The 25,436-nt window shown below is 64.9% G+C and carries 26 protein-coding genes and 1 tRNA gene; 17 read left to right on the forward strand and 10 right to left on the reverse strand.

Annotated features, from left to right (window positions below; translation table 11 throughout):
- The first annotated feature begins 170 nt into the window (after positions 1 to 170).
- Genes ACIQUS_RS24140 through ACIQUS_RS24175 form a run of 8 tightly spaced genes read left to right on the forward strand, consistent with a single transcriptional unit; the run spans position 171 to position 6,268 of the window.
- Positions 171 to 1,367 (forward strand): PepSY-associated TM helix domain-containing protein, encoded by a 1,197-nt coding sequence (locus ACIQUS_RS24140; RefSeq protein ID WP_403052616.1) that lies wholly within the window; start codon positions 171 to 173, stop codon positions 1,365 to 1,367.
- Positions 1,364 to 1,900, forward strand: coding sequence for a thiamine pyrophosphate-binding protein (locus ACIQUS_RS24145; protein WP_403052619.1), 537 nt, complete (start codon positions 1,364 to 1,366; stop codon positions 1,898 to 1,900). The genes ACIQUS_RS24140 and ACIQUS_RS24145 overlap by 4 nt, the downstream gene beginning before the upstream one ends.
- Positions 1,900 to 2,223 carry a hypothetical protein gene (locus ACIQUS_RS24150; RefSeq protein ID WP_403052622.1) on the forward strand — a complete coding sequence of 108 codons (324 nt, stop codon included), beginning with the start codon at positions 1,900 to 1,902 and terminating at the stop codon, positions 2,221 to 2,223. The genes ACIQUS_RS24145 and ACIQUS_RS24150 overlap by 1 nt, the downstream gene beginning before the upstream one ends.
- A complete protein-coding gene (locus ACIQUS_RS24155) occupies positions 2,220 to 2,789 on the forward strand; it encodes a DUF6162 family protein (protein WP_403052625.1) in 570 nt (189 codons plus the stop codon). The genes ACIQUS_RS24150 and ACIQUS_RS24155 overlap by 4 nt, the downstream gene beginning before the upstream one ends.
- A 14-nt stretch (positions 2,790 to 2,803) precedes the next feature.
- The gene (locus ACIQUS_RS24160; RefSeq protein WP_403052628.1) at positions 2,804 to 3,724 is read left to right on the forward strand and encodes a metal ABC transporter substrate-binding protein; all 921 of its coding nucleotides are present in this window, start codon (positions 2,804 to 2,806) and stop codon (positions 3,722 to 3,724) included.
- The gene (locus ACIQUS_RS24165) at positions 3,721 to 4,473 is read left to right on the forward strand and encodes a metal ABC transporter ATP-binding protein (protein ID WP_403052631.1); all 753 of its coding nucleotides are present in this window, start codon (positions 3,721 to 3,723) and stop codon (positions 4,471 to 4,473) included. The genes ACIQUS_RS24160 and ACIQUS_RS24165 overlap by 4 nt, the downstream gene beginning before the upstream one ends.
- The gene (locus ACIQUS_RS24170) at positions 4,470 to 5,369 is read left to right on the forward strand and encodes a metal ABC transporter permease (RefSeq protein WP_403052634.1); all 900 of its coding nucleotides are present in this window, start codon (positions 4,470 to 4,472) and stop codon (positions 5,367 to 5,369) included. Before ACIQUS_RS24165 ends, ACIQUS_RS24170 begins: the two co-directional genes overlap by 4 nt.
- Positions 5,366 to 6,268, forward strand: coding sequence for a metal ABC transporter substrate-binding protein (locus ACIQUS_RS24175; RefSeq protein ID WP_403052637.1), 903 nt, complete (start codon positions 5,366 to 5,368; stop codon positions 6,266 to 6,268). The genes ACIQUS_RS24170 and ACIQUS_RS24175 overlap by 4 nt, the downstream gene beginning before the upstream one ends.
- 93 nt (positions 6,269 to 6,361) lie before the next feature.
- On the opposite strand, the gene ACIQUS_RS24180 is transcribed toward ACIQUS_RS24175, so the two are convergent.
- The 5 genes from ACIQUS_RS24180 to ACIQUS_RS24200 all read right to left on the reverse strand — a co-directional run bounded on the left by ACIQUS_RS24180 (position 6,362) and on the right by ACIQUS_RS24200 (position 10,205).
- Complete coding sequence (locus ACIQUS_RS24180; protein ID WP_403052640.1) at positions 6,362 to 7,441, reverse strand: DUF1615 domain-containing protein; 1,080 nt, start codon at positions 7,439 to 7,441, stop codon at positions 6,362 to 6,364.
- Between the two features lie 78 nt (positions 7,442 to 7,519).
- Entirely contained in the window at positions 7,520 to 8,071 is a 552-nt protein-coding gene (locus ACIQUS_RS24185) for a hydrolase (RefSeq protein WP_403052643.1), read from the reverse strand.
- A 65-nt stretch (positions 8,072 to 8,136) separates the two neighbouring features.
- On the reverse strand, positions 8,137 to 8,856 hold the full coding sequence (locus tag ACIQUS_RS24190) for a thioesterase II family protein (protein WP_403052646.1): 720 nt from the start codon (positions 8,854 to 8,856) through the stop codon (positions 8,137 to 8,139).
- Positions 8,857 to 8,866: 10 nt separating this feature from the next.
- Entirely contained in the window at positions 8,867 to 9,091 is a 225-nt protein-coding gene (locus ACIQUS_RS24195) for an MbtH family protein (protein WP_403052648.1), read from the reverse strand.
- An 82-nt stretch (positions 9,092 to 9,173) separates the two neighbouring features.
- Positions 9,174 to 10,205: a hypothetical protein gene (locus ACIQUS_RS24200; RefSeq protein WP_403052651.1), complete on the reverse strand. Its 1,032-nt coding sequence runs from the start codon at positions 10,203 to 10,205 to the stop codon at positions 9,174 to 9,176.
- Positions 10,206 to 10,418: 213 nt separating this feature from the next.
- On the opposite strand from ACIQUS_RS24200, the gene ACIQUS_RS24205 reads away from it, so the two are divergent.
- The 4 genes from ACIQUS_RS24205 to katG all read left to right on the forward strand — a co-directional run bounded on the left by ACIQUS_RS24205 (position 10,419) and on the right by katG (position 14,816).
- Complete coding sequence (locus ACIQUS_RS24205; protein WP_403052654.1) at positions 10,419 to 10,973, forward strand: UPF0149 family protein; 555 nt, start codon at positions 10,419 to 10,421, stop codon at positions 10,971 to 10,973.
- A 416-nt stretch (positions 10,974 to 11,389) separates the two neighbouring features.
- Entirely contained in the window at positions 11,390 to 11,779 is a 390-nt protein-coding gene (locus ACIQUS_RS24210) for a hypothetical protein (RefSeq protein WP_403052657.1), read from the forward strand.
- 113 nt (positions 11,780 to 11,892) lie between these two features.
- The gene (locus ACIQUS_RS24215; RefSeq protein ID WP_403052660.1) at positions 11,893 to 12,285 is read left to right on the forward strand and encodes a GFA family protein; all 393 of its coding nucleotides are present in this window, start codon (positions 11,893 to 11,895) and stop codon (positions 12,283 to 12,285) included.
- 332 nt (positions 12,286 to 12,617) lie between these two features.
- A complete protein-coding gene (gene katG, locus ACIQUS_RS24220; RefSeq protein ID WP_403052663.1) occupies positions 12,618 to 14,816 on the forward strand; it encodes a catalase/peroxidase HPI in 2,199 nt (732 codons plus the stop codon).
- A gap of 340 nt (positions 14,817 to 15,156) precedes the next feature.
- On the opposite strand, the gene ACIQUS_RS24225 is transcribed toward katG, so the two are convergent.
- A tRNA-Gln gene (locus ACIQUS_RS24225) sits at positions 15,157 to 15,231 on the reverse strand.
- A gap of 226 nt (positions 15,232 to 15,457) precedes the next feature.
- On the opposite strand from ACIQUS_RS24225, the gene ACIQUS_RS24230 reads away from it, so the two are divergent.
- The 5 genes from ACIQUS_RS24230 (at position 15,458) to ACIQUS_RS24250 (ending at position 20,504) form a co-directional block, all read left to right on the forward strand.
- Positions 15,458 to 15,838, forward strand: a complete 381-nt coding sequence (locus tag ACIQUS_RS24230) for a RidA family protein (RefSeq protein ID WP_403052666.1) — start codon at positions 15,458 to 15,460, stop codon at positions 15,836 to 15,838.
- A 224-nt stretch (positions 15,839 to 16,062) separates the two neighbouring features.
- On the forward strand, positions 16,063 to 18,066 hold the full coding sequence (locus ACIQUS_RS24235; protein WP_403052669.1) for a U32 family peptidase: 2,004 nt from the start codon (positions 16,063 to 16,065) through the stop codon (positions 18,064 to 18,066).
- A 125-nt stretch (positions 18,067 to 18,191) separates the two neighbouring features.
- Positions 18,192 to 18,965, forward strand: a complete 774-nt coding sequence (locus ACIQUS_RS24240) for a ParA family protein (RefSeq protein ID WP_403052672.1) — start codon at positions 18,192 to 18,194, stop codon at positions 18,963 to 18,965.
- A gap of 115 nt (positions 18,966 to 19,080) precedes the next feature.
- The gene (locus tag ACIQUS_RS24245) at positions 19,081 to 20,028 is read left to right on the forward strand and encodes a Ppx/GppA family phosphatase (protein WP_403052675.1); all 948 of its coding nucleotides are present in this window, start codon (positions 19,081 to 19,083) and stop codon (positions 20,026 to 20,028) included.
- A 98-nt stretch (positions 20,029 to 20,126) separates the two neighbouring features.
- Positions 20,127 to 20,504, forward strand: coding sequence for a GFA family protein (locus tag ACIQUS_RS24250; RefSeq protein WP_403052678.1), 378 nt, complete (start codon positions 20,127 to 20,129; stop codon positions 20,502 to 20,504).
- On the opposite strand, the gene ACIQUS_RS24255 is transcribed toward ACIQUS_RS24250, so the two are convergent.
- The 4 genes from ACIQUS_RS24255 to ACIQUS_RS24270 all read right to left on the reverse strand — a co-directional run bounded on the left by ACIQUS_RS24255 (position 20,499) and on the right by ACIQUS_RS24270 (position 25,378).
- The gene (locus tag ACIQUS_RS24255) at positions 20,499 to 20,972 is read right to left on the reverse strand and encodes an NUDIX hydrolase (RefSeq protein WP_403052681.1); all 474 of its coding nucleotides are present in this window, start codon (positions 20,970 to 20,972) and stop codon (positions 20,499 to 20,501) included. The genes ACIQUS_RS24250 and ACIQUS_RS24255 overlap by 6 nt on opposite strands.
- A 224-nt stretch (positions 20,973 to 21,196) precedes the next feature.
- On the reverse strand, positions 21,197 to 22,261 hold the full coding sequence (locus ACIQUS_RS24260) for a lipocalin-like domain-containing protein (protein WP_403052684.1): 1,065 nt from the start codon (positions 22,259 to 22,261) through the stop codon (positions 21,197 to 21,199).
- Positions 22,251 to 24,713, reverse strand: coding sequence for an FtsX-like permease family protein (locus ACIQUS_RS24265; RefSeq protein WP_403052687.1), 2,463 nt, complete (start codon positions 24,711 to 24,713; stop codon positions 22,251 to 22,253). Before ACIQUS_RS24265 ends, ACIQUS_RS24260 begins: the two co-directional genes overlap by 11 nt.
- Positions 24,713 to 25,378 carry an ABC transporter ATP-binding protein gene (locus ACIQUS_RS24270; RefSeq protein WP_403052690.1) on the reverse strand — a complete coding sequence of 222 codons (666 nt, stop codon included), beginning with the start codon at positions 25,376 to 25,378 and terminating at the stop codon, positions 24,713 to 24,715. The genes ACIQUS_RS24265 and ACIQUS_RS24270 overlap by 1 nt, the downstream gene beginning before the upstream one ends.
- Between the last annotated feature and the right edge of the window lie 58 nt (positions 25,379 to 25,436).

A 25,436-nucleotide genomic window follows, 5' to 3' on the forward strand; every position in this document is an offset into this window, starting at 1 on the left:
ATTTGGAAAATTAACCAGGGTGCGGCGGGCAGAACAACCTTTGTAAAAATTAGAAACATTCTCTTTCAAATAAATGGACGGGTTTTGCCCTGCTCATTCGTCCTTACTAATGACGAGTAGCTTGCCGACCCGGTGGGGCTGCCGACCGCCCACCCACAAAAGACAGGCTCATGTCGAAAAAGTCACGCTCAAAAATCTGGTTCCTGGTCCACAGTTGGCTTGCCTTGCCGATCTGGTTCTTCGTACTGATCGTGTGCGTCACCGGCACCCTGGCGGTGGTCAGCCAGGAGATCGTCTGGCTGGCGAACCCGGATGTACGCGCCAGCAAACCGACCGACGAGGCCCAGCGGCTGAGCTACCAGCAAGTACTCGACGCCCTGCGCAAGGCCGAACCGGACATGGCGGTGAACTTTCTCAGCCAGCCGGACGGTTCGCATTTCGCCCTGACCGCATCGGTGACCTTCGCCGATGGCAGCGCACCGACGCTCTACGTCAACCCCTACACCGGGGCGATCCAGGGCCGAATGCCGTCGTTCAACTTCGAGGCCTTCACCCGTGCCCTGCATGGCTGGTGGCTGGTGCCCTTCACCAATGGCTACAGCTGGGGCTGGTACCTGGTGTCGCTGCTCGGCCTGCCGATGCTGGCCTCGCTGGTCACCGGGCTTGTGGTCTACAAACGTTTCTGGAAAGGCTTTTTCAAGCCGACCTTGCGCTTGAACCATGGCGCGCGGATCTTCTGGGGCGACTTCCACCGCTTGAGCGGGATCTGGTCGATCTGGTTCATCGCGGTGATTTCCATCACCGGCACCTGGTTCCTGATCCAGGCGATCCTGGCCGACAACCACGTCACCCTTTCCACCGAGCCGGTGGTCCCGGTGATCGCCCGCGAAGACGTGCCGCGCACCGAGTCCGGGGCGCCGGCGCCGCGCATCAGCGTCGATGAGGCCATCCGCATCGCCAGCGAGCAGATCCCCGGGCTGGACGTGAGCTTCCTGGTGATGCCCGGCAACGCCTATGCCCACCTGTACCTGGGCGGGCGCGGCTGGTACCCGCTGATGTTCCAGACGGTCAACGTCAACCCGTACAACAGCAAGATCGAGTCGCAGTTCCTGATCCAGGACCGCTCGACCCTGGAGTTCGTCACCGAATCCATGCGTCCGCTGCACACCGGCGACTTCGGCGGCCTGGCCATCAAACTGATCTGGGCCTTCTTCGGCCTGGTGCTGTCGATGATGGTGCTCAGCGGTCTGTTGATCTGGACCAAGCGTACCGCCCAGGCCACCGCCGCCGCGCTCAAGCGCAGCGAGCGCGCACCGCGCAAGAACACGCCCGCCGTCACCGACACCGTCACGGAGGCCAGCCTGTGAGCAAAGCAGCCGCCGCACCCGCTACACCGCTGAAACAGTTCTGGCTCAAGTGGCGCTTCCACTTGAATATCCTGTTACTGCTGATTCCCCTGGGCTTCATGCCCAAGTACTTTGCCGACGCGGCGATGGCGCGCGGTGACAGCGGCCTGGGCGAACGGGAAATCGGCGAGTTCCAGGTAGGCCCCTGGAGCCTGCGCCTGGCCGAGTTGCGCGAAGACGCACCGCGCGCCGACGGCCCAGCCGGTTACTTCAAGGCCTTCAACGCAGCGCTTTGCCAGACCTGCATCAGCGGGGTCAAGGCCGCCTACCTGCGCATCGGCAAGCCACGCAGCCTGCGCGCCGCCGGCACCATCTTCTTCGGCCCGCCCTACCGCATGGGCACCAACCTGCCCATCCCGGCCAGGACCCGCGCCGACGCCGAGATCTGGATCACCCTCGAAGGCTGGGACGGCAGCCTGCACCAGGCCGCCATACCGCTGGCCAAGGCCTCGCCGGCCACGGTCGCCTGGCTGAACAAACAAGGAGGCAAGTAATGACGTTCACTGCCCGCAGGCTGCTCCTGCCCCTGCTGTTGCTCGGCGCCGCAGGCCCGGCCCTGGCCCACAACCCGATGTGCGAATGCAAGCCCGTGGACGGCGAGCAGATCGAGTGCACCGGCGGCTTTTCCGATGGCAGCGGCGCGCCGGGGGTGACCCTCGATGTGATCGGCTACAACGAGGAAATCCTGGTGCCCGGCAAGCTGGGCGAGGATTCCAGGCTGACCTTCAAGCGCCCGGCGGGCGAGTTCTATGTGCTGTTCGATGCCGGCCCCGGGCATGTCGTCGAAATCGACCACGCCGACATCGGTGAACCATGAGCCGGGTCCAGGTGGTACGCCCGGCCGGTGCCGGGCACGAAACCCTCTATGTACTGCTGGTCAGCCTGCTCATCCTCGCGGTGGCGGGTGGCATCGTCGCCCTGCGCGGCGAGGACCCTGACGAGGTGCGCATCGAGGCTCACCAGCTCGATGCCCGCCGCGACCTGAACGCCGCCGAGCAAGGGGTGTATGCCGACCTGCGGGTGGCCCTCGAAGAAATCCAGCTGCGCCGCGAGGAAGACCCGGCGCCGGTCGAAGTGACAACGCTGGCCGAAGAAGGCTTCCCGCCCTTCACCCGGGACGCCAGCAGTGCCAGCCATGGCGAGCACCAGTGGCAACGGCTGGGCGAGCAGGCCTACCTGGGCATGAGCCAGGCCTCTGACGTGGCCGGCAGCTTTCTCTTGCTGCTGCCTGGCAGCCATGACGGCGTGGCCGATGTGTGGCTGCAGCGCAAAGCCGATGCCCGCGTGCCCGCCGAGCTGACCCGCGACGCCCTGATCGCCGCCGGCTGGCAACAGATCGCCGTTCAATACGACGCCGGCGTCACCCGCCAGCATCGCCACTGATACAAGGACGCCCCATGTTTCGCTCCGCCCTCGCCCGCCGCCTTCTGAGTGTGTTCATCGCCCTGGCCCTGCCGGCCACAGCCCTGGCCGACAGCAACGGCAAGCCGCTGCGCATCGGCATCACACTGCACCCGTACTACAGCTACGTAAGCAACATCGTCGGCGACAAGGCCGAGGTGGTGCCGTTGATTCCCGCCGGCTTCAACCCCCACGCCTACGAGCCAAGGGCCGAGGACATCAAGCGTATCGGCAGCCTCGATGTGGTGGTGCTCAACGGCATCGGCCATGACGACTTCGCCGACCGCATGATCGCCGCCAGCGAAAAACCGCAGATCACCGTGATCGAGTCCAACAGCAACGTGCCGCTGCTGGCGGCCACCGGTGTCGCCGCCCGGGGTGCCGGCAAGGTGGTCAATCCGCACACCTTCCTGTCGATCAGCGCCAGCATCGCCCAGGTCAACAACATCGCACGCGAGCTGGGCAAGCTCGACCCGGACAACGCCAGGTACTACAGCCAGAACGCCCGCGCCTACGCCAAGCGCCTGCGCGCGCTGCGCGCCGAAGCCCTGGCCCAGGTCACTGAAGCGCCGGGCGCGGAGTTTCGCGTAGCGACCATCCACGCCGCCTACGACTACCTGGTGCGGGAGTTCGGCCTGGAGGTCACCGCCGTGGTGGAGCCGGCCCATGGTATCGAGCCCAGCCCCAGCCAGTTGAAGAAGACCATCGACCAGCTCCGCGAGCTGGACGTGAAGGTGATCTTCTCGGAAATAGACTTCCCCTCGGCCTATGTCCAGACCATCCAGCGCGAGTCCGGGGTGAAGATCTACCCACTGACCCATATCTCCTATGGTGACTACAGCAAGGAGAAGTACGAGGTGGAGATGAAGCGCAACCTCGACACCGTGGTCAAGGCGATCAAGGAGTCCAGGGCATGACCGTCGCCGAAACCGTCGTCAGCCTGCCCTGCGGGCCGGCCATCGAATTTGCCGGTATCGACCTGACCCTGGGGCGTACGCGGATTCTCGACCAGGTCAGCTTCAAGGTCGCCCCCGGTAGCGTGCATGCGCTGGTCGGCCCCAATGGCGGCGGCAAGAGTTCGCTGATCAAGACCCTGCTGGGGCAGATGCCGCACCAGGGCCAGCTGACCCTGACCTGGCCCGGCGAACAGCAGGTCATCGGCTACGTGCCCCAGGCCCTGGAGTTCGACCGTGGCCTGCCAATGACCGTGGACGATTTCATGGCCGCCCTGTGCCAGCGCCGGCCGGCCTTTCTGGGCGTGTCGCGCACGCTGGCGCCAGCCATCGACGCGGCGCTGGCGCGGGTCGGCATGCTCGACAAGCGCAAGCGCCGCATGGGCGCCCTCTCCGGTGGCGAGCGCCAGCGCGTGCTGCTGGCCCAGGGCTTGATCCCGGCACCACAACTGCTGGTACTGGATGAACCCATGTCGGCACTGGACGAAGCCGGCATCCAGGTGTTTGAACACCTGCTGCTGGACTGGCGCGCCGCCGGCACCACGGTGCTGTGGATCGAGCACGACCTGCAGGCGGTGACCCGCCTGGCTGACCGGGTCACGGGGCTGAGCCGGCGGGTGCTGTTCGATGCGCCGCCCAAGCAGGCACTGACGCCGGAACGCCTGCTCAGCCTGTTCTCCATCCACCCGCGCAGCGAGGGCAGCCTGTCATGAACTACGAAGAATTTCGCCTGCTGATCCAGGGGTGGGCCAGCGCCGGCTACCTGCCTGAAGCCCTGGCCTATGGCTTTGTCATCAATGCCCTGCTCGCCGGCCTGATGATCGGCCCGGTGCTGGGCGGGCTCGGCACCCTGGTGGTGGTCAAGCGCTTTGCCTTCTTCTCCGAAGCGGTCGGCCACGCGGCGCTGACCGGGGTAGCCATCGGCATCCTGCTCGGCGAACCCTACACCGGCCCCTATGGCAGCCTGTTCGGCTACTGCCTGCTGTTCGGCATCCTGCTCAACTTCCTGCGCAACCGCACCGGGCTTTCACCCGACACCCTGATCGGCGTGTTCCTCTCGGTGTCGCTGGCCCTGGGTGCCAGCCTGCTGCTGATGCTGGCGGGCAAGATCAACGTGCACATCCTCGAGAACGTGCTGTTCGGCTCGGTGCTCACCGTCAACGCCCAGGACCTGCTGGTGCTCGGCATCGTCGGCAGCCTGGTGCTGGCCCTGGCCCTGCCGCTGTACAACCGCATCATGCTGGCCAGCTTCAACCCGCAGTTGGCAGCAGTGCGCGGGGTGGCGGTGAAAAGCCTGGACTACCTGTTCGTGGTGCTGGTGACCCTGGTCACCGTGGCGGCGGTGAAGGTCATCGGCGCGATCCTGGTCGGCGCCCTGCTGGTGATTCCGGCAGCCGCGGCGCGACTGGTCAGCCAGTCACTCAAGGGCTTTTTCTGGGCTTCGGTGCTGATCGCTACCCTGAGCACCCTGGCCGGCATCCTGCTGCCGATCGTCTTCGACCTGCCGGTGCCCTCGGGCGCGGCGATCATCCTCGTCGCCGGCGCCTTTTTTGCCCTCGCGGCCCTCGCCCGCGGCCTTGTTCCACGCCTGCAAGGAAACCCGGCATGACCTTCAAACTCCAGCACCTGTGCCTGGCCCTGGCGCTCGCCGGGCTGCCCACCCTGAGCCTGGCCCAGACGCCAGCGCCAGCCAAGGTCACCGTACTGGCCTCGCTGCCGGTAACCAACACCCTGGCCAGCGCCCTGCTCGACGGCACCTCGGTGCAGCTGCAGCGCGCAGCCCCGGCGAATATTCCGGCGTCGCGCCAGCCTTCGTACTTCAGTGGCCGTGGCGGTGCCAGCCTGCAAAAAGCGGCGAACGGGGCTGACGCGGTGATCGGCCTACGTTCGATCTGGAACGACGACCCGCTCTATCCGGTGGCCCGGCGCAGCAATATCCGCATCGTCGAGATCGATGCTGCGCGGCCGGTGGACGGCGCCCTGCCGGGCATCGCCGTGCAAGGCAACAACGGCTTCGCCGGCTATCCGTGGCTCAACCCGACCAACCTTGGGCGCATGGCCGATGTGTTGGCCAATGACCTGGGGCGCCTGAGCCCGGCCGACCAGGCGAAGATCCAGAGCAACCTGGCCAGTCTCAAGCGCCAGTTGCTTGAGCTCAGCGCCGGCAGCGAAGCGCGCCTGGCCGAGGCGGACAACCTGAGCGTGGTCAACCTGTCGGAGCGTCTGGACTACCTGGTCAGCGGCCTGAACCTGGACCTGATCGATCATCCGCAGGTGGCGGATGAGCAGTGGGATGCGGCGGCGCTCAAGCGTCTGGGCGATGAGCTAAAAGGCCAGGACGTGGCACTGGTGCTGCATCACAAGCAGCCGAGCAAGGACGTGGCCGAGGTGATTGCCGCCTCGGGGGCCAAGTTGCTGGTGGTGGAGACCGATGCGCAGGATTCACTTGCGGGGTTGAAGGCCAGTGTTGAACAGGTGGTCGGGGCGTTGGTGGCGGGTAATAGCTGAGGGCCTCATCGCGGGTCAAGCCCGCTCCCACAGGTTGGTGTGCACAGATATATTGTGGGAGCGGGCTTGACCCGCGATAGGGCCACCACCAACTCAACGCTTCATGCAACGCTGATAGCGCTCATCCACCCGCTTGGCAAACCAGGCCGTGGTCAGTTTGCGGGTGATCTTCGGGCTTTTCAGTTCGATACCCGGCAACTGCGCCCGAGGCAACGGTTTGCCGACCTTGCCCTCGGCCAGGGCATAGACACCGCTGTACAGGCGGGTGTCTTCGAAATCCAGGCTGTCGCCCTTCTCCAGCTGATTGCGGATGCCCGGGTTGCGCAGGTCGAGCTGCTCGCCCAGGCGTCGCGCGGCTTTCTCGGTGCTGCCCGGCATGATTGCACCGGGGGCGATCAGGTCACCATCGAGCGCCAGTTCTACGCCACTGGCACGACTGAGCGCACTCTGGAACGCCGCATTGCGACTGGCGTACCAACCGGCGTTGAAGTCGGCAAAGCGGTACAGCTGCCGCTCGTAGTGGCTGGGATAACCCAGCAGGTGAGCGATGCCAAAGTACATCCCGCCACGGCGGCTGAACACTTCCTGGCGAATCGTTCCATTGTGTTTGTAGGGATAGTCGCGGGCATTGCGTTCGGCAAAGTCGATACTGACCTGCATCGGCCCGCCAGTGCGCACTGGATTGAGGTCGCCGAGCAAGGTGCGGCCCAGGGGCACGCTGCCGATCAGGTCATCGAAAATCGCACTGAGCTGCTTCTCGCTGCGCACGGCCGCGAGGCGCTCGTTGTAGGTCTTGCCGTTCGGTGAGCGGGTCTGCAGGGCCGCGTTGACCAGCAGCTGCGGGATATGCAGGCTGGCGGCACGGCGGTCGATTTCCTGGCGGGCGATGCGGCCCAGGCCCGGCACTTGCGGGTCGGCCTGGAACGTCGACTCTTGCTCGGTTACCGCCAGCACTGCGCACAGGTTGGAGCGGCTGGGCGCGATCTTCTGGGTGGTGAAGGCGGTCTGGATGTCCCGGGCCCAGCCTTCGCGGTCCTTGGTGGCCGTCGGCAGCAAGCGCTGGATCTGCGCCCGCACCTTGGCCGGATCGCCTTCGACTTGTTCACGCTGGGTGACACAGCCCTGCACCGTCAGCAGCACGACAACGGCCAACACCAGACTTCGAACTTGCATGCCTCTCCCTCGCCTCGATCCGCAACAGCTGCACAGTAGCGAGGCCAGGACCCGTCTGCAATCCGGCGTGCGCGTGGCTCAGGGCTGTTCGCCGACCATGTAGGTCTTGCTGATATGCCGGAACTGCTCATGGGCGCTGCTACCCATCAGCTCGAACACCACCATCTCGCGGGTGACGATCTGTGCCCCGGCGTCGCGCATGCGGGCGATGGCGGCGTCGCGATTATGAGCACCGCGGCAGTCGCAGGCGTCTTCGACCACAAACACCTGCTTGCCCAGCTCGCGCAGGCCGAGCACGGTTTGCAGTACGCAGATATGGGTTTCCATGCCGCAGACGATCACCTGCTCACGCGCCAGCAAGGACGCCGGCAGGCACTGGGCCGTCACGCAGGAGAAGTGCAGTTTTTCCACCACCAGGGCCCCGGGCGAGGCCTCCTTGAGGGCGGCCACGGTCGGGCCCAGGCCTTTGGGGTATTGTTCGGAAAACACCGTGGGCAGGCCCAGGGTGTGGGTGGCCGCCAGCAGCCAGCGGGTCCGGGCCAGGGTCCCGGCCGGGTCGCTGACTGCACCGATGAGTTTTTCCTGCACGTCGATGACCAGCAAGCCGGCCTGGTTGGGCATGATCAACATCCGTTGCACCTGTGTCGTGGGTTGAACGCTCAAGGCTCGCCCACGACGGGCCGTGGCGTCAATCGCTAGGCCGACAGCCGATGGGGCGCAAGCGTGGCACTGAGCACGCCCAGTACCCGGTCTTCATGCTCATGGATGAAGAAGTGACCACCCGGGAAAACCTCCAGGGAGAAGTCGCCCAGTGTCTCCCGACGCCAGGCCAGCAGTTGTTCCTCGCTGGCGCGGTCATCCTCGCCGCCCAGCACATGCAACGGACAGTGCAGCGGCGGGCGCTGACGATAGCGGTAACGGCCACAGAGCAGGAAGTCGGCACGCAGCACCGGCAGGGTCAGGCTCATCAGTTCCTGGTTGGCCAGCACCTCTTCCGGGGTGCCCTGCAGCTTGCGCAGTTCCTCGATCAGTACCGCATCGCTTTTCGGCTCGCTCCAGTTGCCACCGTCATAGTCTTCGCGGCGGGTGGGTGCCGCCGTACCACAGGCGAACAGCGCCAGCGGCGCTCGACAACCCAGGGCCTGCAGCTCATGGGCCAGCTCGAACGCCAGCAAGGCCCCCAGGCTGTGACCGAGCAAGGCATAAGGCTGGCTGGCAGCCAGGCGCTGCTCACTGGCCAGTTGCCGGGCCAGGGCCTGCATGTCGGTTTGCGCAGGCTCGCCCATGCGCGCGCCGCGTCCGGGCAGTTCCACCGGACGCACATTCAGCCAGGCCGGCAGCTTGCGCCGCCAGCGGCTGTAGACCATGGCACTGGCGCCAGAGTACGGCAGGCACAACAGGGTCAGTGACGACACGCCCCCGCCCTCACTGCGCCGCAGCGGCTTCGGCCATCTTCTGGCGCAGGCTCAAGGGACGCATGTCGGTCCAGACTTCGTCGATATAGGCCAGGCACTCCTTTTTCAGGCCGCTCTTGCCCACGGTGCGCCAGCCGGCCGGCACGGCCTTGTAGTCGGGCCAGATGGAATACTGTTCTTCGTGGTTGACCACTACCTGGAACACGATGTCGTCGCGGTCGAATACGGATGTCATTGCCTGTCTCCTGGATTGAATGGGCCCGACGCGCAACTGGCGTACGGTGGCTACCAAGAGAACGAGCGAGGGCATTGATAAATTAATGCGCGGCCCGTACCAGCACACCGGCCAGGTCGCTGCACTGGAATGGCCCGGATGCCTGGCTCTCGCCGCCGACCTGCAGTTGCACGCTGTAGGACCCGCCGACCGGTGTATCGAGCCAGCCCCGATACTCGCCCGCACTGCCCTGCAGATGCACGATCCGCTGGCGCGGGGCAAGGCTGTCGAGCGCGCCGTCGTCCGGTTCAAGGACCAGGGCGTGGGCGCGGACATTGCTCAACACTTCACCTCCGGCCTGCACATGCAGCGTCAGCGCCAACGGCTGACCGACCCGGTGCAGGGAGGCCAGTTCGATGTTCATCCACAACGGCGCCAGGCCGCTGCGCCCCGGTGCGGGATAGTGCAGTGCCGCCCCCGTGCACAACAGCGATGGGGCGCGGCCGCTGTAGGCCAGCTGGATGTACCACAGCCCCGCTGTCGGCGCATCGAGGGTGAAGATCACAAAGCCCGCACCGACCCGACTCGGTTTCAGCGCACTGATGGCGCCGCAAGGCTCGACCAGATTGACTGCAAGCTGGTCGCTCTGCGCGCTGTCGGCGGTATAGCGGATGGCCGGGGCGGACCACACCACCGACACCTGCACACTGCCCGGTCGCTGGGGCACCACCAGCGGTATCAACTGACATTCATGGTGGGCGATTGCCGTGAGCTGATTGACCAGCAGGGACGCCTGGGCACTGCGGGCCAGGACCTTGTTGTACACCTTCATCAGGTCGGCTGCGCGCGGCGCATAAAAGTACTGGCCGCCACTGCGCTGGGCGACCTGCTGCAGGAACAGCTGGTTCGCTTGCGGACCCAGGGCGCAGGTCATCACCGGGTAGCCTGCACGCAGGTCCGGCGCAGCGCCAGCGCTCTGCTGACCGTCACTCACGTAGGTCAGTGCGGACACTGGGTCGGCGGGCCTGATCAACGCGGTGAAGGCGCAGGTAGCGATCTGTGTCTGGACCAGATGATCGTCACACCCTGGGCTCGCCTGGGTGTCGACGATGGGCGCTCGAGAATCCGTGCTCATATGACCTTGCTTCCCTGGCATGGCGAGCATGTTGGCAGCTGCCTGTGGATCATAGTTGCGGTGAATACACTGTCAAACCAGCGCAATGACAATAAGCCACCACTCGTCGGTGATGCACGACGATAACGACAATGCCGGGCCAGACTGGATTAATCCTTGGAAAAACGCCATCCTCCCCGGCTTTTTTACGCTCACCAGGACAAGGAACTCTCCATGCACCCGCAACCTCTCACCCCCAACGAGTTCGAGTTCATCGAAGACACCTTGCTCAGGTATGGTGACGATCACAGCGTGCTGAACCTGTCCGAGCTGGATGGCTACCTCACGGCAATGGCCTCGGGCCCGACCCAGGTGGACATCGCCGTGTGGTTCCCACCCCTCTTTGGCGGCCAGCATGTGCCTTGGCGCAAACCCGAAGAATGCCGCCGCTTCATCGACCTGTGCGTGCGCCACCTCAACACCCTGGCCGCGCAACTGGCCAGCGCCCCTGAAGCCTTCAAGGCGCGCTTCGAAGAAACCCGCCACCGGGGCCAGCCACTGACCCTGGCCGAAGAATGGTGCTTTGGCTATGTGCGCGCCGCGGCAGTGAGCGAGTGGCCTGAACTGCCCGAGCCACAGGCGAGCCGCCTGCAGGCGATTGCCGACTGCGCCGAGCAGGACAATTTCGAGTTGCCGGTGGACCTGGACGTGGTGCTGCATCGCCAGCGGGTGGCGGCGATCGAACCGGCGGCGCGGGCGCTGCATGCATACTGGTTGACGCAACGCTGATCGCCAGCTCCTACAGCAATTCTCGGTATGCCCAGTCATTGTGGTAACAACTGTCTTGATTGCCTGAGGGTGTAGCCGCTGCCGCCAGGCTGCGATCGGCCGCGAAGCGGCCGTAAGACCTGGCGACTTCAGTCTGTCAGGTACAACGAGGTGACCGGGTTGCGACTGCTGCGCAGTCGATCGCAGCCTCGTTCCTCGGCAGCGGCTACACCGTCAGGCAATCAAGACACAAGCTGACGTAGCCTGCGATTGCTCCCCCGACGCTACCACCTCCCGCCGAGCTAGCTATAGTAATCCGCTGACTGTACGCCCCCGCGAGGTAGCCGCAGCCTCGTGATAGCAATGCTGGACACCAATGATGGCAAATTAGTAGCATTCGCCGGATAACAGCGATCATCCACAGCCAGGGAGGCTGTATGAACACGACCGTCCACCGTCCGATCCACCTCGCCCCACGCCCGATCCTCAGCTGGAACGACACTTGGCAGGGCCCTGACCATGGCCTGATCCGTTGTTGGGAAATTGGCCGCGAACGAGCCCTCAAGCACCCCGAGCTCGCCCGGCGCTGCCTGGACGGCGAGTTGCCGATGCTGGGCTGGAAAGGCGGCGTCGAACGCACCCTGAAGAAGCGGGAGAAATACGGCTCGCTCAAGTACCTTGCGCAATGGCAAGGCCTGCGCGGCGAAGACCTGCAGATCGACACCACGATGGAGCGGACACTGGTGTGCAGCCGCACCGGCATGGTCGTGACCTTCACTCCGGAACAAAGCAAATACTACGACCCGCTGGCTGAAAACGACGACTGAGTAACGTGCGGTCGCACACAAGTCCGGGATCGAGCTAGCTCCGCTCATCAGCCGCCAGACTGACACCGTCGCCTGGCTGCTATGTTTCCTCCAACCTGCAGAGGAGGCGCACCATGGACCGATTCACCGGCGGTTGCCTGTGCGGCAAGGTCCGCATCAAAGCCTCGGGTCGCCCTTACCGGGTCGGCCTGTGCCATTGCCTGGACTGTCGCAAGCACCATGGGGCGCTGTTCAATGCCTGCGCAGTGTTCCCCCAGGAGGCGGTAAAAATCGAAGGTGAGACCCATCACTACGCCGGCCGGCACTTCTGCCCTCGTTGCGGCTCATCGGTGTTTGCCCGCAGCGCCGACGAAGTCGAGGTGCACCTGGGCGCCCTGGATGCCCCGGATCAACTGGTGCCCACCTATGAAAGTTGGATCGTGCGACGCGAGTCATGGCTGCCGGCGTTTCCGTTCACCCGGCGATACACGCACGATCGCAAGGCCACGGGTCGCTTCGAAGCATAGTCGCCCGCTTGACAGAGCCACTCTATCGCTCCCCTATATTCCCTCTATTAGCCCTCGCCCTTCCCCACGTCTAGCCTATATTTATCGCTGCACTGATCCGGCCGGATGGCATCTGGAAAGGCGTTAATCAAGCGGCATACAGCTGCCTTTCCCGTAGTGGGCCAACCAACCGATAACGAGATTGCCGCTATGCTGAGTTGTCCGTGATGGCCATCATCGATTCGTTGATCGAACCGCTGGCCTTGAACCTATGCCATTGATTTCACTCATCTCTACCCGGTTGGCAAAACGGGTCGGATAGTGGGGTGAGTCCATCCAGAGGTGCATCAGTCATGTCAAACGAGTCAAAATGCCCGTTCAACCATGCTGCTGGCGGCGGCACCACCAACCGCGATTGGTGGCCCGACCAGCTGAATCTCAAGATCCTCCACCAGCACTCGTCCCTGTCCGACCCCATGGACGAGGGCTTCGACTACGCCAAGGCGTTCAAGAGCCTGGACTTCGCCGCCCTCAAGCAAGACCTGCGGGCACTGATGACCGACTCCCAGGACTGGTGGCCCGCCGACTTCGGTCACTACGGCCCATTGTTCATTCGCATGTCCTGGCACGCCGCCGGCACCTACCGCACCGGTGACGGCCGCGGCGGCGCCGGCTCCGGCCAGCAGCGCTTCGCCCCCCTCAACAGCTGGCCCGACAACGTCAGCCTGGACAAGGCCCGGCGCCTGCTCTGGCCAATCAAGCAGAAGTACGGCCGCAACATTTCCTGGGCCGACCTGATCGTGTTGACCGGCAACGTCGCCCTCGAAACCATGGGCTTCAAGACCTTCGGTTTCTCCGGTGGTCGCGCCGATGTCTGGGAACCCGATGAAGATGTCTACTGGGGCGCCGAAACTGTCTGGCTGGGCGGCGATACCCGCTACGGCAAGTCGGCAGGCACCCCGCCGCCGACCGAACGCAATCTGGAAAACCCGTTGGCCGCCGTACAGATGGGCTTGATCTACGTGAACCCGGAAGGCCCCGAAGCGAATGCCGATCCGGTCTCCTCGGCCCAGGACATCCGCGTCACCTTCGGCCGCATGGCAATGAATGACGAAGAAACCGTAGCGCTGATCGCCGGCGGCCACGCCTTCGGCAAGACCCATGGCGCCGGCCCCGCCGATAATGTCGGCCCTGAGCCCGAAGCGGCGGGCCTGGAGGAGCAAGGCCTGGGCTGGCGCAACAGCTTCGGCAGCGGCAAGGGCGCCGATGCCATCACCAGCGGCCTGGAAGTGACCTGGACCTCGACCCCGACGAAGTGGAGCAACGAATACCTGGAAAACCTGTTCGGCTTCGAGTGGGAGCTGACCAAGAGCCCGGCCGGTGCCGGGCAATGGAAACCGAAGAATGGCGCAGGCGCCGGCAAGATCCCCCACGCCTTCGACCCGACGAAGAAACAGGAACCCCGGATGCTGACCTCGGACCTGGCCCTGCGCATGGACCCGATCTACGAGCCCATCGCCAGACGCTTCAAGGACAACCCCGAGCAACTGGCCGATGCCTTCGCCCGCGCCTGGTACAAGCTCATCCACCGCGACATGGGCCCGCTGTCGCGCTACCTCGGCCCGGAAATGCCGAACGAAGAACTGCTCTGGCAAGACCCGATTCCCAAGGTCGACCATGCCCTGGTAGGCGACGCCGATGTCGCCGCACTCAAGGCCAAGGTACTCGCCTCGGGCCTGACGGTTTCGCAACTGGTGTCCACCGCCTGGGCAGCCGCCTCGTGCTTCCGCGGTTCGGACAAGCGCGGCGGTGCCAACGGCGCACGCCTGCGCCTGGCGCCGCAAAAAGACTGGGAGGCCAACCAGCCTGCGCAACTGGCCAAGGTGCTTGGCGTACTGGAACGCCTGCAGGACGACTTCAACAGTGGCGGCAAGAAGATCTCCCTGGCCGACCTGATCGTGCTGGCCGGTTGCGCAGGCGTGGAACAGGCTGCCAGGAACGCTGGCCACAACGTCACCGTGCCCTTCTCGCCCGGGCGCACCGACGCCTCGCAAGCGCAGACCGATGTGGAATCCTTCGGCTTCCTTGAGCCTGTGGCCGATGGTTTCCGCAATTACGTCAAGGCCGGGGTCAGGGTCAGACCCGAAGCCCTGCTGGTCGACAAGGCGCAGCAACTGACCTTGACCGCGCCGGAAATGACCGCATTGATCGGTGGCCTGCGGGTGCTGGGTGCCAACGCCGGGCAAAGTGGCCATGGCGTCTTTACCCAACGTCCGGAGCAATTGACCAATGACTTCTTCGCCAACCTGCTGGACATGAATGTGGAGTGGAAACCCACCTCCAGCGCCAACGACACCTTCGAAGGCCGTGACCGCAAGACCGGTGCAGTGAAGTGGACCGGCACCCGGGTCGACCTGGTGTTCGGCTCCCACGCCCAGTTACGGGCGCTGGCCGAGGTCTATGCCAGCAGCGATGCCAAGGACAAGTTCGTCAAGGACTTCGTCGCCGCCTGGCACAAAGTGATGAACCTGGACCGTTTTGACCTGGCCTGACAGGCACGCCGCAGGTCACTGATGCAATCGCCCCGCAAATGGGGCGATTGTCATCTGATCCGTATTTTTCTGCACAACCTGCATCTGTAATGAAAACCCTGACACTCCGACAATGAAGCGCCTACGAGGCACTTTTTTTCTGTTCGGAGTACATATGGCCAAGCTTGCGATTTTCGTGGTGGGATTTCTGGTGCTGGCTATCGGCATTGGCGCGCTGGGGACGATTTCGCCGTTGTGATGCAGCTGCCCCGCGATTGATCGTTCTGCCGCATCGCGGGGCAAATTCGCGCCTGCATGCAGCAGTGTGCGGACAAATCGTTGGGAATATTGGAAAGGAAAATGGCAGGGGCGGCTGGATTCGAACCAACGCATGGCAGGATCAAAACCTGCTGCCTTACCGCTTGGCGACGCCCCTGTAGGTGTTGCGACGAGTGACTGGCACTCTTTTGATGGCTGCCTGTGCGGCAGTGGGCGCAAATTTACCAACTTTCCTCGTGCCTGAAAACCCCCAACACCGATTTTTTTTCGCAGAAACAGCGACTTACTGTTGAGCCCGGCCCGTGCAAGGTACGCTGATAAGGCCTTGAGGAGGTTGTACACTACCCTTCAGCTTCATTTACCCCCTCGCACAAGAGAGTCCCATGGCCAACAACGACATCACCTACATCCCTGATCCCGACCCGGAGTCCATCTCCTCCGACGTCACCGGTTTCGGTGGCCTGCTGGTCTCCACCCAGATCCCCACCCGCGCCGATGGCAGCCTGGAACTGGGCGACATCACCTTGCAGAGCGAATGCACCCTGCAGGCGCTCAAGGTCGCGCTGGAGCGTGCCGGCAGCTCCATGGACCGGGTCCTGCACCTGACCATCTACCTCACCGACATGGCCGACCGCCCTGCCTTCAACGAGGTCTACCAGCGCTTCTTCGCCAAGCCCTGGCCAGTACGCGCCGCCGTTGGCGTGGCCTCCCTGGCGGTCGAAGGCATGCGCGTGGAAGTCACCGCGATGGCCGCCAAGGCCTGACGCCCTCCCCGCCAGGCTACGTCCTGTAGGAGCGGGCTTGCCCCGCGATTGCGATCGGTCAGTTATATCGCATCGCGGGACCAGCCCGCTCCTACAGGCCGCAGCCTGGCGGCAGCGGCTACAACTACCAGGGCTGCGGCCACCACCTGGCAGCCAACGGGTGCCGGTCAGGCGTTTCGCGCTACAATGCGCGCCTTGACCGTGACAAGCCTGACTAAAAACACATGTCCCTACCCAAGCACCACCTGGAACTGCTCAGCCCTGCCCGCGATGTGGCCATCGCCCGCGAGGCCATCCTGCATGGCGCCGACGCCGTGTATATCGGCGGCCCGAGCTTCGGCGCGCGCCACAATGCCTGCAACGAAGTCAGCGATATCGCCGAGCTGGTGACGTTCGCCCGGCGCTACCATGCGCGGGTGTTCACCACCATCAACACCATCCTGCACGACAACGAGCTGGAACCGGCGCGCAAGCTGATCCACCAGCTCTACGATGCCGGCGTCGACGCCCTGATCGTCCAGGACCTGGGGGTGATGGAGCTGGATATCCCGCCGATCGAGCTGCACGCCAGCACCCAGACCGATATCCGCACCCTGGCCCGGGCCAAGTTCCTCGACCAGGCCGGGTTCTCGCAACTGGTCCTGGCCCGCGAGTTGAACCTCAAGGAAATCCGCGCCATCGCCGATGAAACCGACGCGGCGATCGAGTTCTTCATCCACGGTGCGCTGTGCGTGGCCTTCTCCGGCCAGTGCAACATCTCCCACGCCCAGACCGGCCGCAGCGCCAACCGGGGCGACTGCTCCCAGGCCTGCCGCCTGCCCTATACCCTCAAGGACGAGAAAGGCGGCGTGATCGCCTATGAAAAGCACCTGTTGTCGATGAAGGACAACAACCAGAGCGCCAACCTGCAGGCCCTGGTGGATGCCGGTGTGCGCTCGTTCAAGATCGAGGGCCGCTACAAGGACATGGGCTATGTGAAGAACATCACCGCCTATTACCGCCAGCGCCTGGACGACATCCTCGAAGGCCGCCCGGACCTGGCCCGCGCCTCCAGCGGCCGCACCGCGCACTTCTTCCTGCCCGACCCGGACAAGACCTTCCACCGCGGCAGCACCGACTACTTCGTCAGCGAGCGCAAGATCGACATCGGCGCCTTCGACTCGCCGACCTTCACCGGCCTGCCGGTGGGTGTGGTGGAGAAAGTCGGCAAGCGCGACCTGCAAGTGATCACCCATGAGCCGCTGTCCAACGGTGACGGCCTCAACGTGCTGGTCAAACGTGAAGTGGTGGGGTTCCGCGCCAACATCGCCGAGCCCAAGGGCGAGTTCGATGAAGACGGCGAGAAGCGTTACCGCTACCGCGTCGAGCCCAACGAGATGCCCAAGGGCCTGCACCAGCTGCGCCCCAACCATCCGCTGAGCCGCAACCTGGACCACAACTGGCAACAGGCCCTGCAGAAGACCTCGGCCGAGCGCCGGGTCGGCCTGGCCTGGACCGCGCGCCTGCGCGAAGAACGCCTGGAACTGACCGCCACCAGCGAGGAAGGCGTCAGCGCCAGCGTCGCCCTCGACGGCCCGTTCGGTGTGGCCAACAAGCCGGAGCAGGCGCTGGAGCAGTTGCACGACCTGCTCGGCCAGCTGGGTACCACCCAGTACCACGCCACCACCATCGAGCTGGATGCGCCACAGGCGTTCTTCATCCCCAACTCGCAGCTCAAGGCCCTGCGCCGCGAAGTGATCGAAGCCCTGACCGAAGCCCGCATTGCCGCCCATCCACGGGGTGGACGCAAGGCCGAGACCAACCCGCCACCGGTGTATCCGGAGTCGCACCTGTCGTTCCTGGCCAACGTCTACAACCAGAAGGCCCGCGACTTCTACCACCGCCACGGCGTGAAGCTGATCGATGCCGCCTACGAGGCCCACGAGGAAACCGGCGAAGTACCGGTGATGATCACCAAGCACTGCCTGCGCTTCTCCTTCAACCTGTGCCCGAAACAGGCCAAGGGCGTCACTGGCGTGCGCACCAAGGTCGCGCCGATGCAACTGGTGCATGGTGACGAAGTGCTGACCCTGAAGTTCGACTGCAAGCCGTGCGAAATGCACGTGATCGGCAAGATGAAGGGACACATCCTCGACCTGCCGCAGCCCGGCAGCGTGGTTCAGCAGCAGGTGGTTGGCCACATCAGCCCGGAAGATCTGCTCAAGACCATTCCACGGGCACCTCACTGATCCGGGGGCGAGTGCGACGCCTGGCGCCGCACTCGCCTGCCGCTCCCCGTAGCACCCCTGTCTTAAAACTGAAACTTTTCAGTCATAACATGATGTTTCAGGCCTTTACAGGGATTAACTGCCTCATGCGTCGTGTCGTGTTCAATCAAAAGGGAGGCGTTGGCAAATCCAGCATCGCCTGCAACCTCGCTGCGGCCAGTGCTGCCGAGAGCTACCGCACGCTGCTGGTCGATCTCGACCCCCAGGCCAACTCGACCCACTACCTCACGGGCCTTGTCGACGACCAGATCCCTTCCGGCATCGCCGACTTCTTCAGGCAGACGCTGTCCAGCGGCCCTGCCAGCAAAAAGAGCCGGGTGGCGATCACCCAGACCCACTACGACAACCTCCACCTGGTCACCGCCAGCCCCGACCTGCAGGACCTGCAGTCCAAGCTGCAGAGCAAGTTCAAGATCAACAGGCTGCGCAAACTGCTGGTCGAACTGTCCGAGGACTACGAGCGCATCTACATCGATACACCGCCCTCGCTGAACTTCTACACCTACAGTGCCCTGGTCGCCGCCGACCGGCTGTTGATTCCGTTCGACTGCGACCGTTTCTCTCGCCAGGCGCTGCACAGTGTCATCGCCCAGGTGGAGGCGCTGCGCCGGGATCACAATGAATCGCTGATCGTCGAAGGGGTGGTGGTCAACCTGTTCACCGAGCGTACCGCCCTGCACCGCACCCTGGTCAACGAACTGCTCGCCGAAGGGCTGCCGGTGCTGCCCGTTTACTTGAGCAGCTCCATCAAGATGCGCGAATCCCACGAGCTGTCGGTGCCACTGGTTCATCTGGCGCCACGCCACAAGCTCTCGCGGGAGTTTGTCGACCTGCTCGACAGCCTGGAACGGGCGGCCTGATCGCTCGCGCTGTCATCGCAGTGTCATTGATGACGTGCACCATGGCTGTCAATCAGCATCGGCACGGGCCTTGCCCGCTGCCGGCACAGCCTGAAGGCTTATCAGGAATACGCGCATGAAAGGCAACGACTCACTCTTTGCGGCCATTGACCTGGGCTCCAACGCCTTTCGCATGACCATCGGCCAGCCGGTGCTGTGCGAGCAGCGGCCGATGATCCAGAAAGTGAAGAGCCTGCGCGAGCCGGTTCGCCTGGCGGACGGCCTGCACGGCGACGCCCTGGACAACCCTGCCCTGGAGCGCGGCTGGCAGGCCCTGGAACGCTTCGGCAAGCGCCTGCGCGGTTTCGAGGAATGTCGCGTGCGGGCGGTGGCCACCAGCGCCGTACGCCAGGCGCGCAATGCCGCGACCTTCATCGCCGGCGCCCAGGAGCGGCTCGGCTTTGCGATCACGATCCTGTCCGGCCAGGAAGAGGCACGCATGGTCTATGCCGGCGTGGCCCACAGTATGCCGTGCAAGAAGACCACCCGCCTGGTGGTCGATATCGGTGGCGGCTCCACCGAACTGATCGTCGGGCGTGCCAGCCAGGCCCTGTACTCCCAAAGCCTGGCGATCGGTGGCGCCACCTTCGGCACTCGCTTTTTCGCCAACGGCAAGGTCAACAGTCGCAACCTGCAGATGGCCGAACAGGCTGCCTGCCTGCAGTTCTCCAGCATCGCCCGCAGCATTGGCCAGCATGACTGGCAAGTGGCGATCGGCTCCTCGGGTACGGCACGCATGCTGGCCAAGGTGCTCAAGGCCAACTACTTCAATGACGACGACAGCGACAGCATCACCTACTCCGGTCTGCTGCGCCTGTCGCTGCACCTGCTGCAGGCCGGACAGGCCAGCCGCCTGAAGCTGGCGGGCCTGCAACCGCACAAGCTGGGCGCCTTGCCGGGGGGCCTTGCGATCATGCTGGCGGCCTTCAAAGTGTTCGGCATCGAGCGCATGACACTGTCCGAGCCCGCACTGCGCCTGGGCCTGCTGCACAGTCTGATGCGCAGGCACGCACGCAGCGCCTGAACGACAAGCGCGCCGCGTATCGATCAACGGCGGCCGGTCGACAGCAAAACCACAGGCAGGTTAGATTGCCGCGTCTTGTCTGCCGGGTGATTGAGCAAATGACTGAAACCTTCCACGGCAGCTGCCTGTGCGGCGCCGTGCACTACGAACTGCGCGCTCGACCCAAGGCACTTGCCCATTGTCATTGCAGCCAATGCCGCAAAAGCCATGGCGCGGCGTTCGCCAGCTATGCCAGCGTGCGGCGCAGCGACCTGCTGGTGACGCAAGGGGTCGAAGCCATCACCGCATACCCCTCCTCCGAATCGGTGCTGCGCCAGTTCTGCTCCCGGTGCGGCTCGTCGCTGTTCTGGTCGAAAAGCCAGGGCGAGTACGCCGACTGGATCTCGGTGGCGCTAGGTACCCTGGACAGCGACTTCACGTCGCCAAAGCACAGGCACATCCATCTGGCATCCAGAGCCCCCTGGTATGACTCATGACGCGGGATTGCCGGACACCGTAAACACCCCCGCATTCTCCAGCGTCGTCACGATCGACTCCGGCCAGACCTGCTCCCGGGTGGTGCGCAGCTCATCGGCAGACCACCAGCGATGATCCGCCATCACCTGGACTTCGTGAGCAGTCCAGCCCTGGCGAGAGAGCACCTCGGACTGCGCACGCACCACAAAGAACTGCTCGACCGAGAACACCCACTCGCCGCAGGGCAATTGCAGGGGAAAGCGGCGGTGAGCCACGGGCTGCCCGACATCACTGGCCTCGATTCCCGTTTCCTCGCGCAGCTCTCGCAGTGCCGCGCAGTGGAAGGTCTCGCCCTCTTCCAGGCCACCGCCCGGCGTCGCCCAGTAATCGTCACCGGCCAGGGCACCGTCCTTGTGGACGAACCTGAACAACAGGACGTTCTGCTCGGGGCTCACGACCAGGAGCCTGGCTGATTTTCTTTCGCGCATTGGAGGTTGATCTTCCCTGATGGTGTAAGGCCGGCGATGATGCCAGAACAGCCGATGCGATTGCATTCAGCGCATCGCCGATAGCCGCTGGATGTTCGGTGGTGACAGGTTTTGCGGCCGCTGCGCGCCCGATCGCAGCCTGGCGGCAGATCCCACAAATACCCTGCGATCACCTGACAACTGTGGGAGCTGGCGAAGCCTGCGATCGGCTGCGCAGCAGTCGCCTAATAACCAGTCATTTCCAGGTAACCCCGGCCGCCCATGCTGCCGCTCAAGCGCACCGGCCCTTCCCAGTATTCATAACGGGTGTCCATCCAGGCGCGCGGTTCCAGCGCCTGGACCTCGACATCCACGCCGTGCACCGGCACCTGCACCCGCCAGCGGGTCGGCAGTTCACGGCCATTGGCCTGGCGGGTCCAGGCAAGTTCCGTGAGCTGGATCTGCTCGCCCTGCAGGGTCTGCGCCTGCCCCTGGGCGCTGACCCAGGTCCCTGCGCGATAAGGCAAGCCTTGCGTTTCGCGCACGCGAAACAGCATCAGTTTCGCGCCGCCCTCCAGGTGCAGGGAAAACCAGTCCCAGCCTGATTGCCCGGCCGCCAGCGGCTGGCTGCTCCACTCGCGGTCCAGCCAGGCGTTGCCGGTGACCGCCACGCGCCGGCCTTGGCGTTCGACTTCACCGCTGACCCGGTAGAACGGCTGACTGTAGTAATAGGAGGCTTGTCCCTTGCCGGATTTTTCGCTGTATCCCTGCGCGCCGTGCAACACCAGTGGCCCCTCGCTGACCAGGTTCAAGCGGTAGCCAAAATCCTTGCCGTGGGCGCTCATCTGCAGGTTGTCGATGCCTGCGCCGCCCTGTAGCGACCAGTCGTTGATCCAGGCCCGAAACGGCTGGGCCTGAACGCCGGCCTGCCCGATGCCGCCGCGGGCCAGTGTCTCGCTGGATTGATGACCACCCGGGCCGGTCAGGGCCGCATGGCCCATCCACAGGTTCGGGCTGTCCCAGCCCGCCGTTTCCGCACCGGTGCGCAGGGCCGAACGGAACAGGGTCCACTGCGCACCCCACTCGCGCCCCTCGGCGTCCTTGAGGTTCGCCGTGATGTACCACCACTCGATACGAAAACCATCGTGGGCACCATGATCGCGAGGAAACGCCAGTTCATGATTGCGTGTCACCTGCTCGAAGGCGCCAGGCTCCTGCCCCAACCCGGCAAAGCCTTGCGGTTGCGGTGCAGGCGGATCGCAGCCGCCCAGCAACAACAAGGCAATCAGCACACAGGCTTCAGGCTTCATCGGTAAAGTGCCTCAACAACTCGCCCGGCTGGCGGCGCGCCAGTTGCCACAACGGCCAGGCGCTGGCCACAAGACTGGTCGCCACCCCCAGCAAGGCCAGGTGCAACAATTGCCCGGGAAACAGGTGCAGCGGCAGGCGCCAGCCGAACGCCTGCACATTGACCACCGCCACCAGGCACCAGGCCAGAAGCAGGCCCAGGGGGATCGCCAGCAGTACGGTGAGACTGCTCAACATCAGGGTCTGGCCCAGCGACAGCCACACCAGTTGCATACGCCGTACACCCAGCGCCCAGAGCGGCGCCAGTTGGCCCAGGCGGCTCTGGCTCAGGGTCAGCAGGCTGATGAACAAGGCCACGCCGGCGACGCCCAGGGTCAAGCTGTTGAGCGCGGCCGTGGCGGCAAAGGTGTGGCTGAACACCTCGGTCGACCAACGCTTGAGGTTGGCCTGCTCGACCACCCGGCTGTCGTCCAGCATAAAGCGCTGTTGCAACTCGGCCTTGAGTGCCGGGCCGGCGTCGGCCACCAGGCCAAGGCTCAGATTGCTCAACCGCGCCTCGGGCCAGTGCTCGCGCAACCAGTCGGCGTTGACCAGCAGATGCCCCTTGGGGTTGCCGTAATCAGCATATACCCCCACCACCGTCATGGCGGGTGTGGGTTCGTCCGGCCACTGGAGACTGTCACCCAGTTGCAGGCCCAGGCGCCGGGCCAGTTGTTCACTGAGCATCACCCCCTGCCCGCTCGCCAGGTGCTCCCAGGCCTGCGCGCTTTGCGCCAGCAACGGCCAGCGTGTGCGGTAGGCGCGATCATCGACGATGCCCTGGACCTGGACGGGCCAGCCCTCAAGGCGCAAGTCAAGTCGCCAGCTTGGCAGCACCTTGCTGACGGCCTGTTGCCCTGTGAGCCAGGCACTGATCTGCAAGCCTTGCGCGGTGTCCCGGGGGGTGACGTAAAGGTCCGACGCCAGGCGCTGGTCGAGCCAGGTGGTGAAGGTCTTGCGAAAGCCCTCGGTCATGCTGCCCACCCCGACGCTGGCGGCCAGGGCGAGCAGCAGGGCCATCAGCGCCAGGCTCAGCGCGGGCAGTTGCTGGCGGCTGTCGGCGATGAACCATTCGGACAACGGCTTGCGGCACAAGCGCGCCAGCGCGGCCAGGACACCGTCGAGCAGTGCGGGCAACAACAACGCTGCCGCCAGTAACAGCGCCGCGAGCAGGACCAGGGCGCTGGGCAGGCCGTTGCCCAGGCGCCAACAACCCAGCGCCACCAGCAGCAACAGCCCCGCCGCCAGCGCCTGGCGGCGCAACCAGGGCCCCTGGGCCAGGCGCCACGCCTGGGGTTGCGCCAGGGCCAGCAGCGGCAGACGGGCGGCACGCAGAACGCTGCCAACACCCGCCAGCAAAGCCCCCAGCACGCTCACCAGCAGCCCGGCCAGCCACCACCAGGCCGGCAGGCTCAGTTGCCCGGCAACTTGCGCCCCGTACAGGCCACGCAGGCTGGCAGCGACATCGGGCAGCATCAGGGCGGCCAGCACATAGCCGCTGGCAACCCCGGCCAGGCCGCCCAGCAGCGCGAAGACGCCCAGCTCCAGCCCCAGACCGATCAACAGCACGTTCAAGCTGACACCACAGGCCCGCAGGTTTCGAATCAGGCCCCGGCGCTGTTCAAGGGCCAGGCCGATGGCGGCGTGGGCGATGAACAGTCCGACGACGAAGGCCAACAGGCCCAGTGCGGTCAGGTTGAGATGGAAGCTGTCGGTCAGGCGCTGCAGGTCGCCGTCGTCGCTGGGCGCCTGCCGCTTCAGGCGCTCGGCAAGGTCGGCGGGCAACGGCCCAGGCTCATCGGCCAGCAACAGCCGTGACAGTTGTTGCGGCGCTTGCAGCAGCACCTGCGCATGACCGATGTCGACGACAATGACCCCCGGCGCCAACTGTGGCGTGAGGACAAAAGGCGGCAACAGCTGGCCGCTGCTGCTTGTGGCCCGATCCGCCGCTTGCAGGCCCAGTTGCCGCAGGGTATCCGGACCGACCCAGGCCTGTCCGGCAGGGCCGATGAACGCTCGCAGGTCGAAGGTTTGCAACGCGGCGCCGGCGATGGTCGTGGTCGGCGGCAGGCTCAAGGGTTCGATCCCGATCAGCCGGACACTCTGCGCCGGCTCCCCGGCAATCGGCAGACGGCCTTCCAGCACCGGCGTCACCTGCCAGCCCAGGGTGCGCAGTTGCAGGTACAGCGACTGGTCGAAACGCTCACCGCCACGCGCCACCAGCTGCGCTTGCGCAGGGCCGGCCAGCACCGCGCTGGCCCGGGCGTAGTCGGCGCGCGCCTGACTGTTGAGGGCCTGGACCCCGGTCCACAATGCCGTGGCCAGCCACAAGCCGGTGAAGATGCTGAAAAACTGCAAGCGATGGCGCCGCCAATGACTGAGCAGCGCCTGCAAGGTGATCAGCAAGGGACTCATCAGGCTTTCTCGGCCTGCACCCGACCGGCGTGCAGGAAACAGCGCTGCTCCAGTCGATCGGCCAGACGACGGCTGTGGGTGACCATCAACACACTGCTGCCGACCTCGCTGACCAATTGCAACATCAGCGCCAGCACTTCGTCGCTGCTCGCCTCGTCGAGGCTGCCGGTGGGTTCGTCGGCCAGCACCAGCGGCGGTCGCCCTGCCAGCGCCCGACCGATGGCGACCCGCTGTTGCTGGCCACCGGACAGTTGCTCCGGGTAACGCTGCAACAGCTCGGCAAGCCCGAGCCGCCCTGCCAGGTAATCCACCCAGCGCCGGTCGTGGCGACCCGCCAGCCGCGCCTGAAAGGCCAGGTTGGCCGCGACATCCAGGCTGCTGATCAGGTTGTAGTGCTGGAACACCAGGCCGATACCCTCCCGGCGCCAACGCGCCAGCTCAGGTTCCGAGCGAGCATCGAGGGGTTGGCCGTCAATCAGGATGCGCCCACTGTCGGCACGGTCGAGGCCTGCGAGCAGGTGCAGCAGCGTGCTCTTGCCGCTGCCCGACTCGCCCATCAGCGCCAGGCTCCGGCCCTGCGCCAGGCACAGGTCGACCCCCTGCAACACCGGCAGCGTGCCCTGGGCAGTGGTGAACGACTTGCACAGCTGCTCGACGACCAGCATCAACGGCTATTCCTTGCGGACCGCTTGATCCCATAGGAATAGCAGCGATCCCGGGGTT

The sequence above is a fragment of the Pseudomonas sp. NPDC090755 genome (genome assembly GCF_044769005.1).
GTDB lineage: Bacteria > Pseudomonadota > Gammaproteobacteria > Pseudomonadales > Pseudomonadaceae > Aquipseudomonas.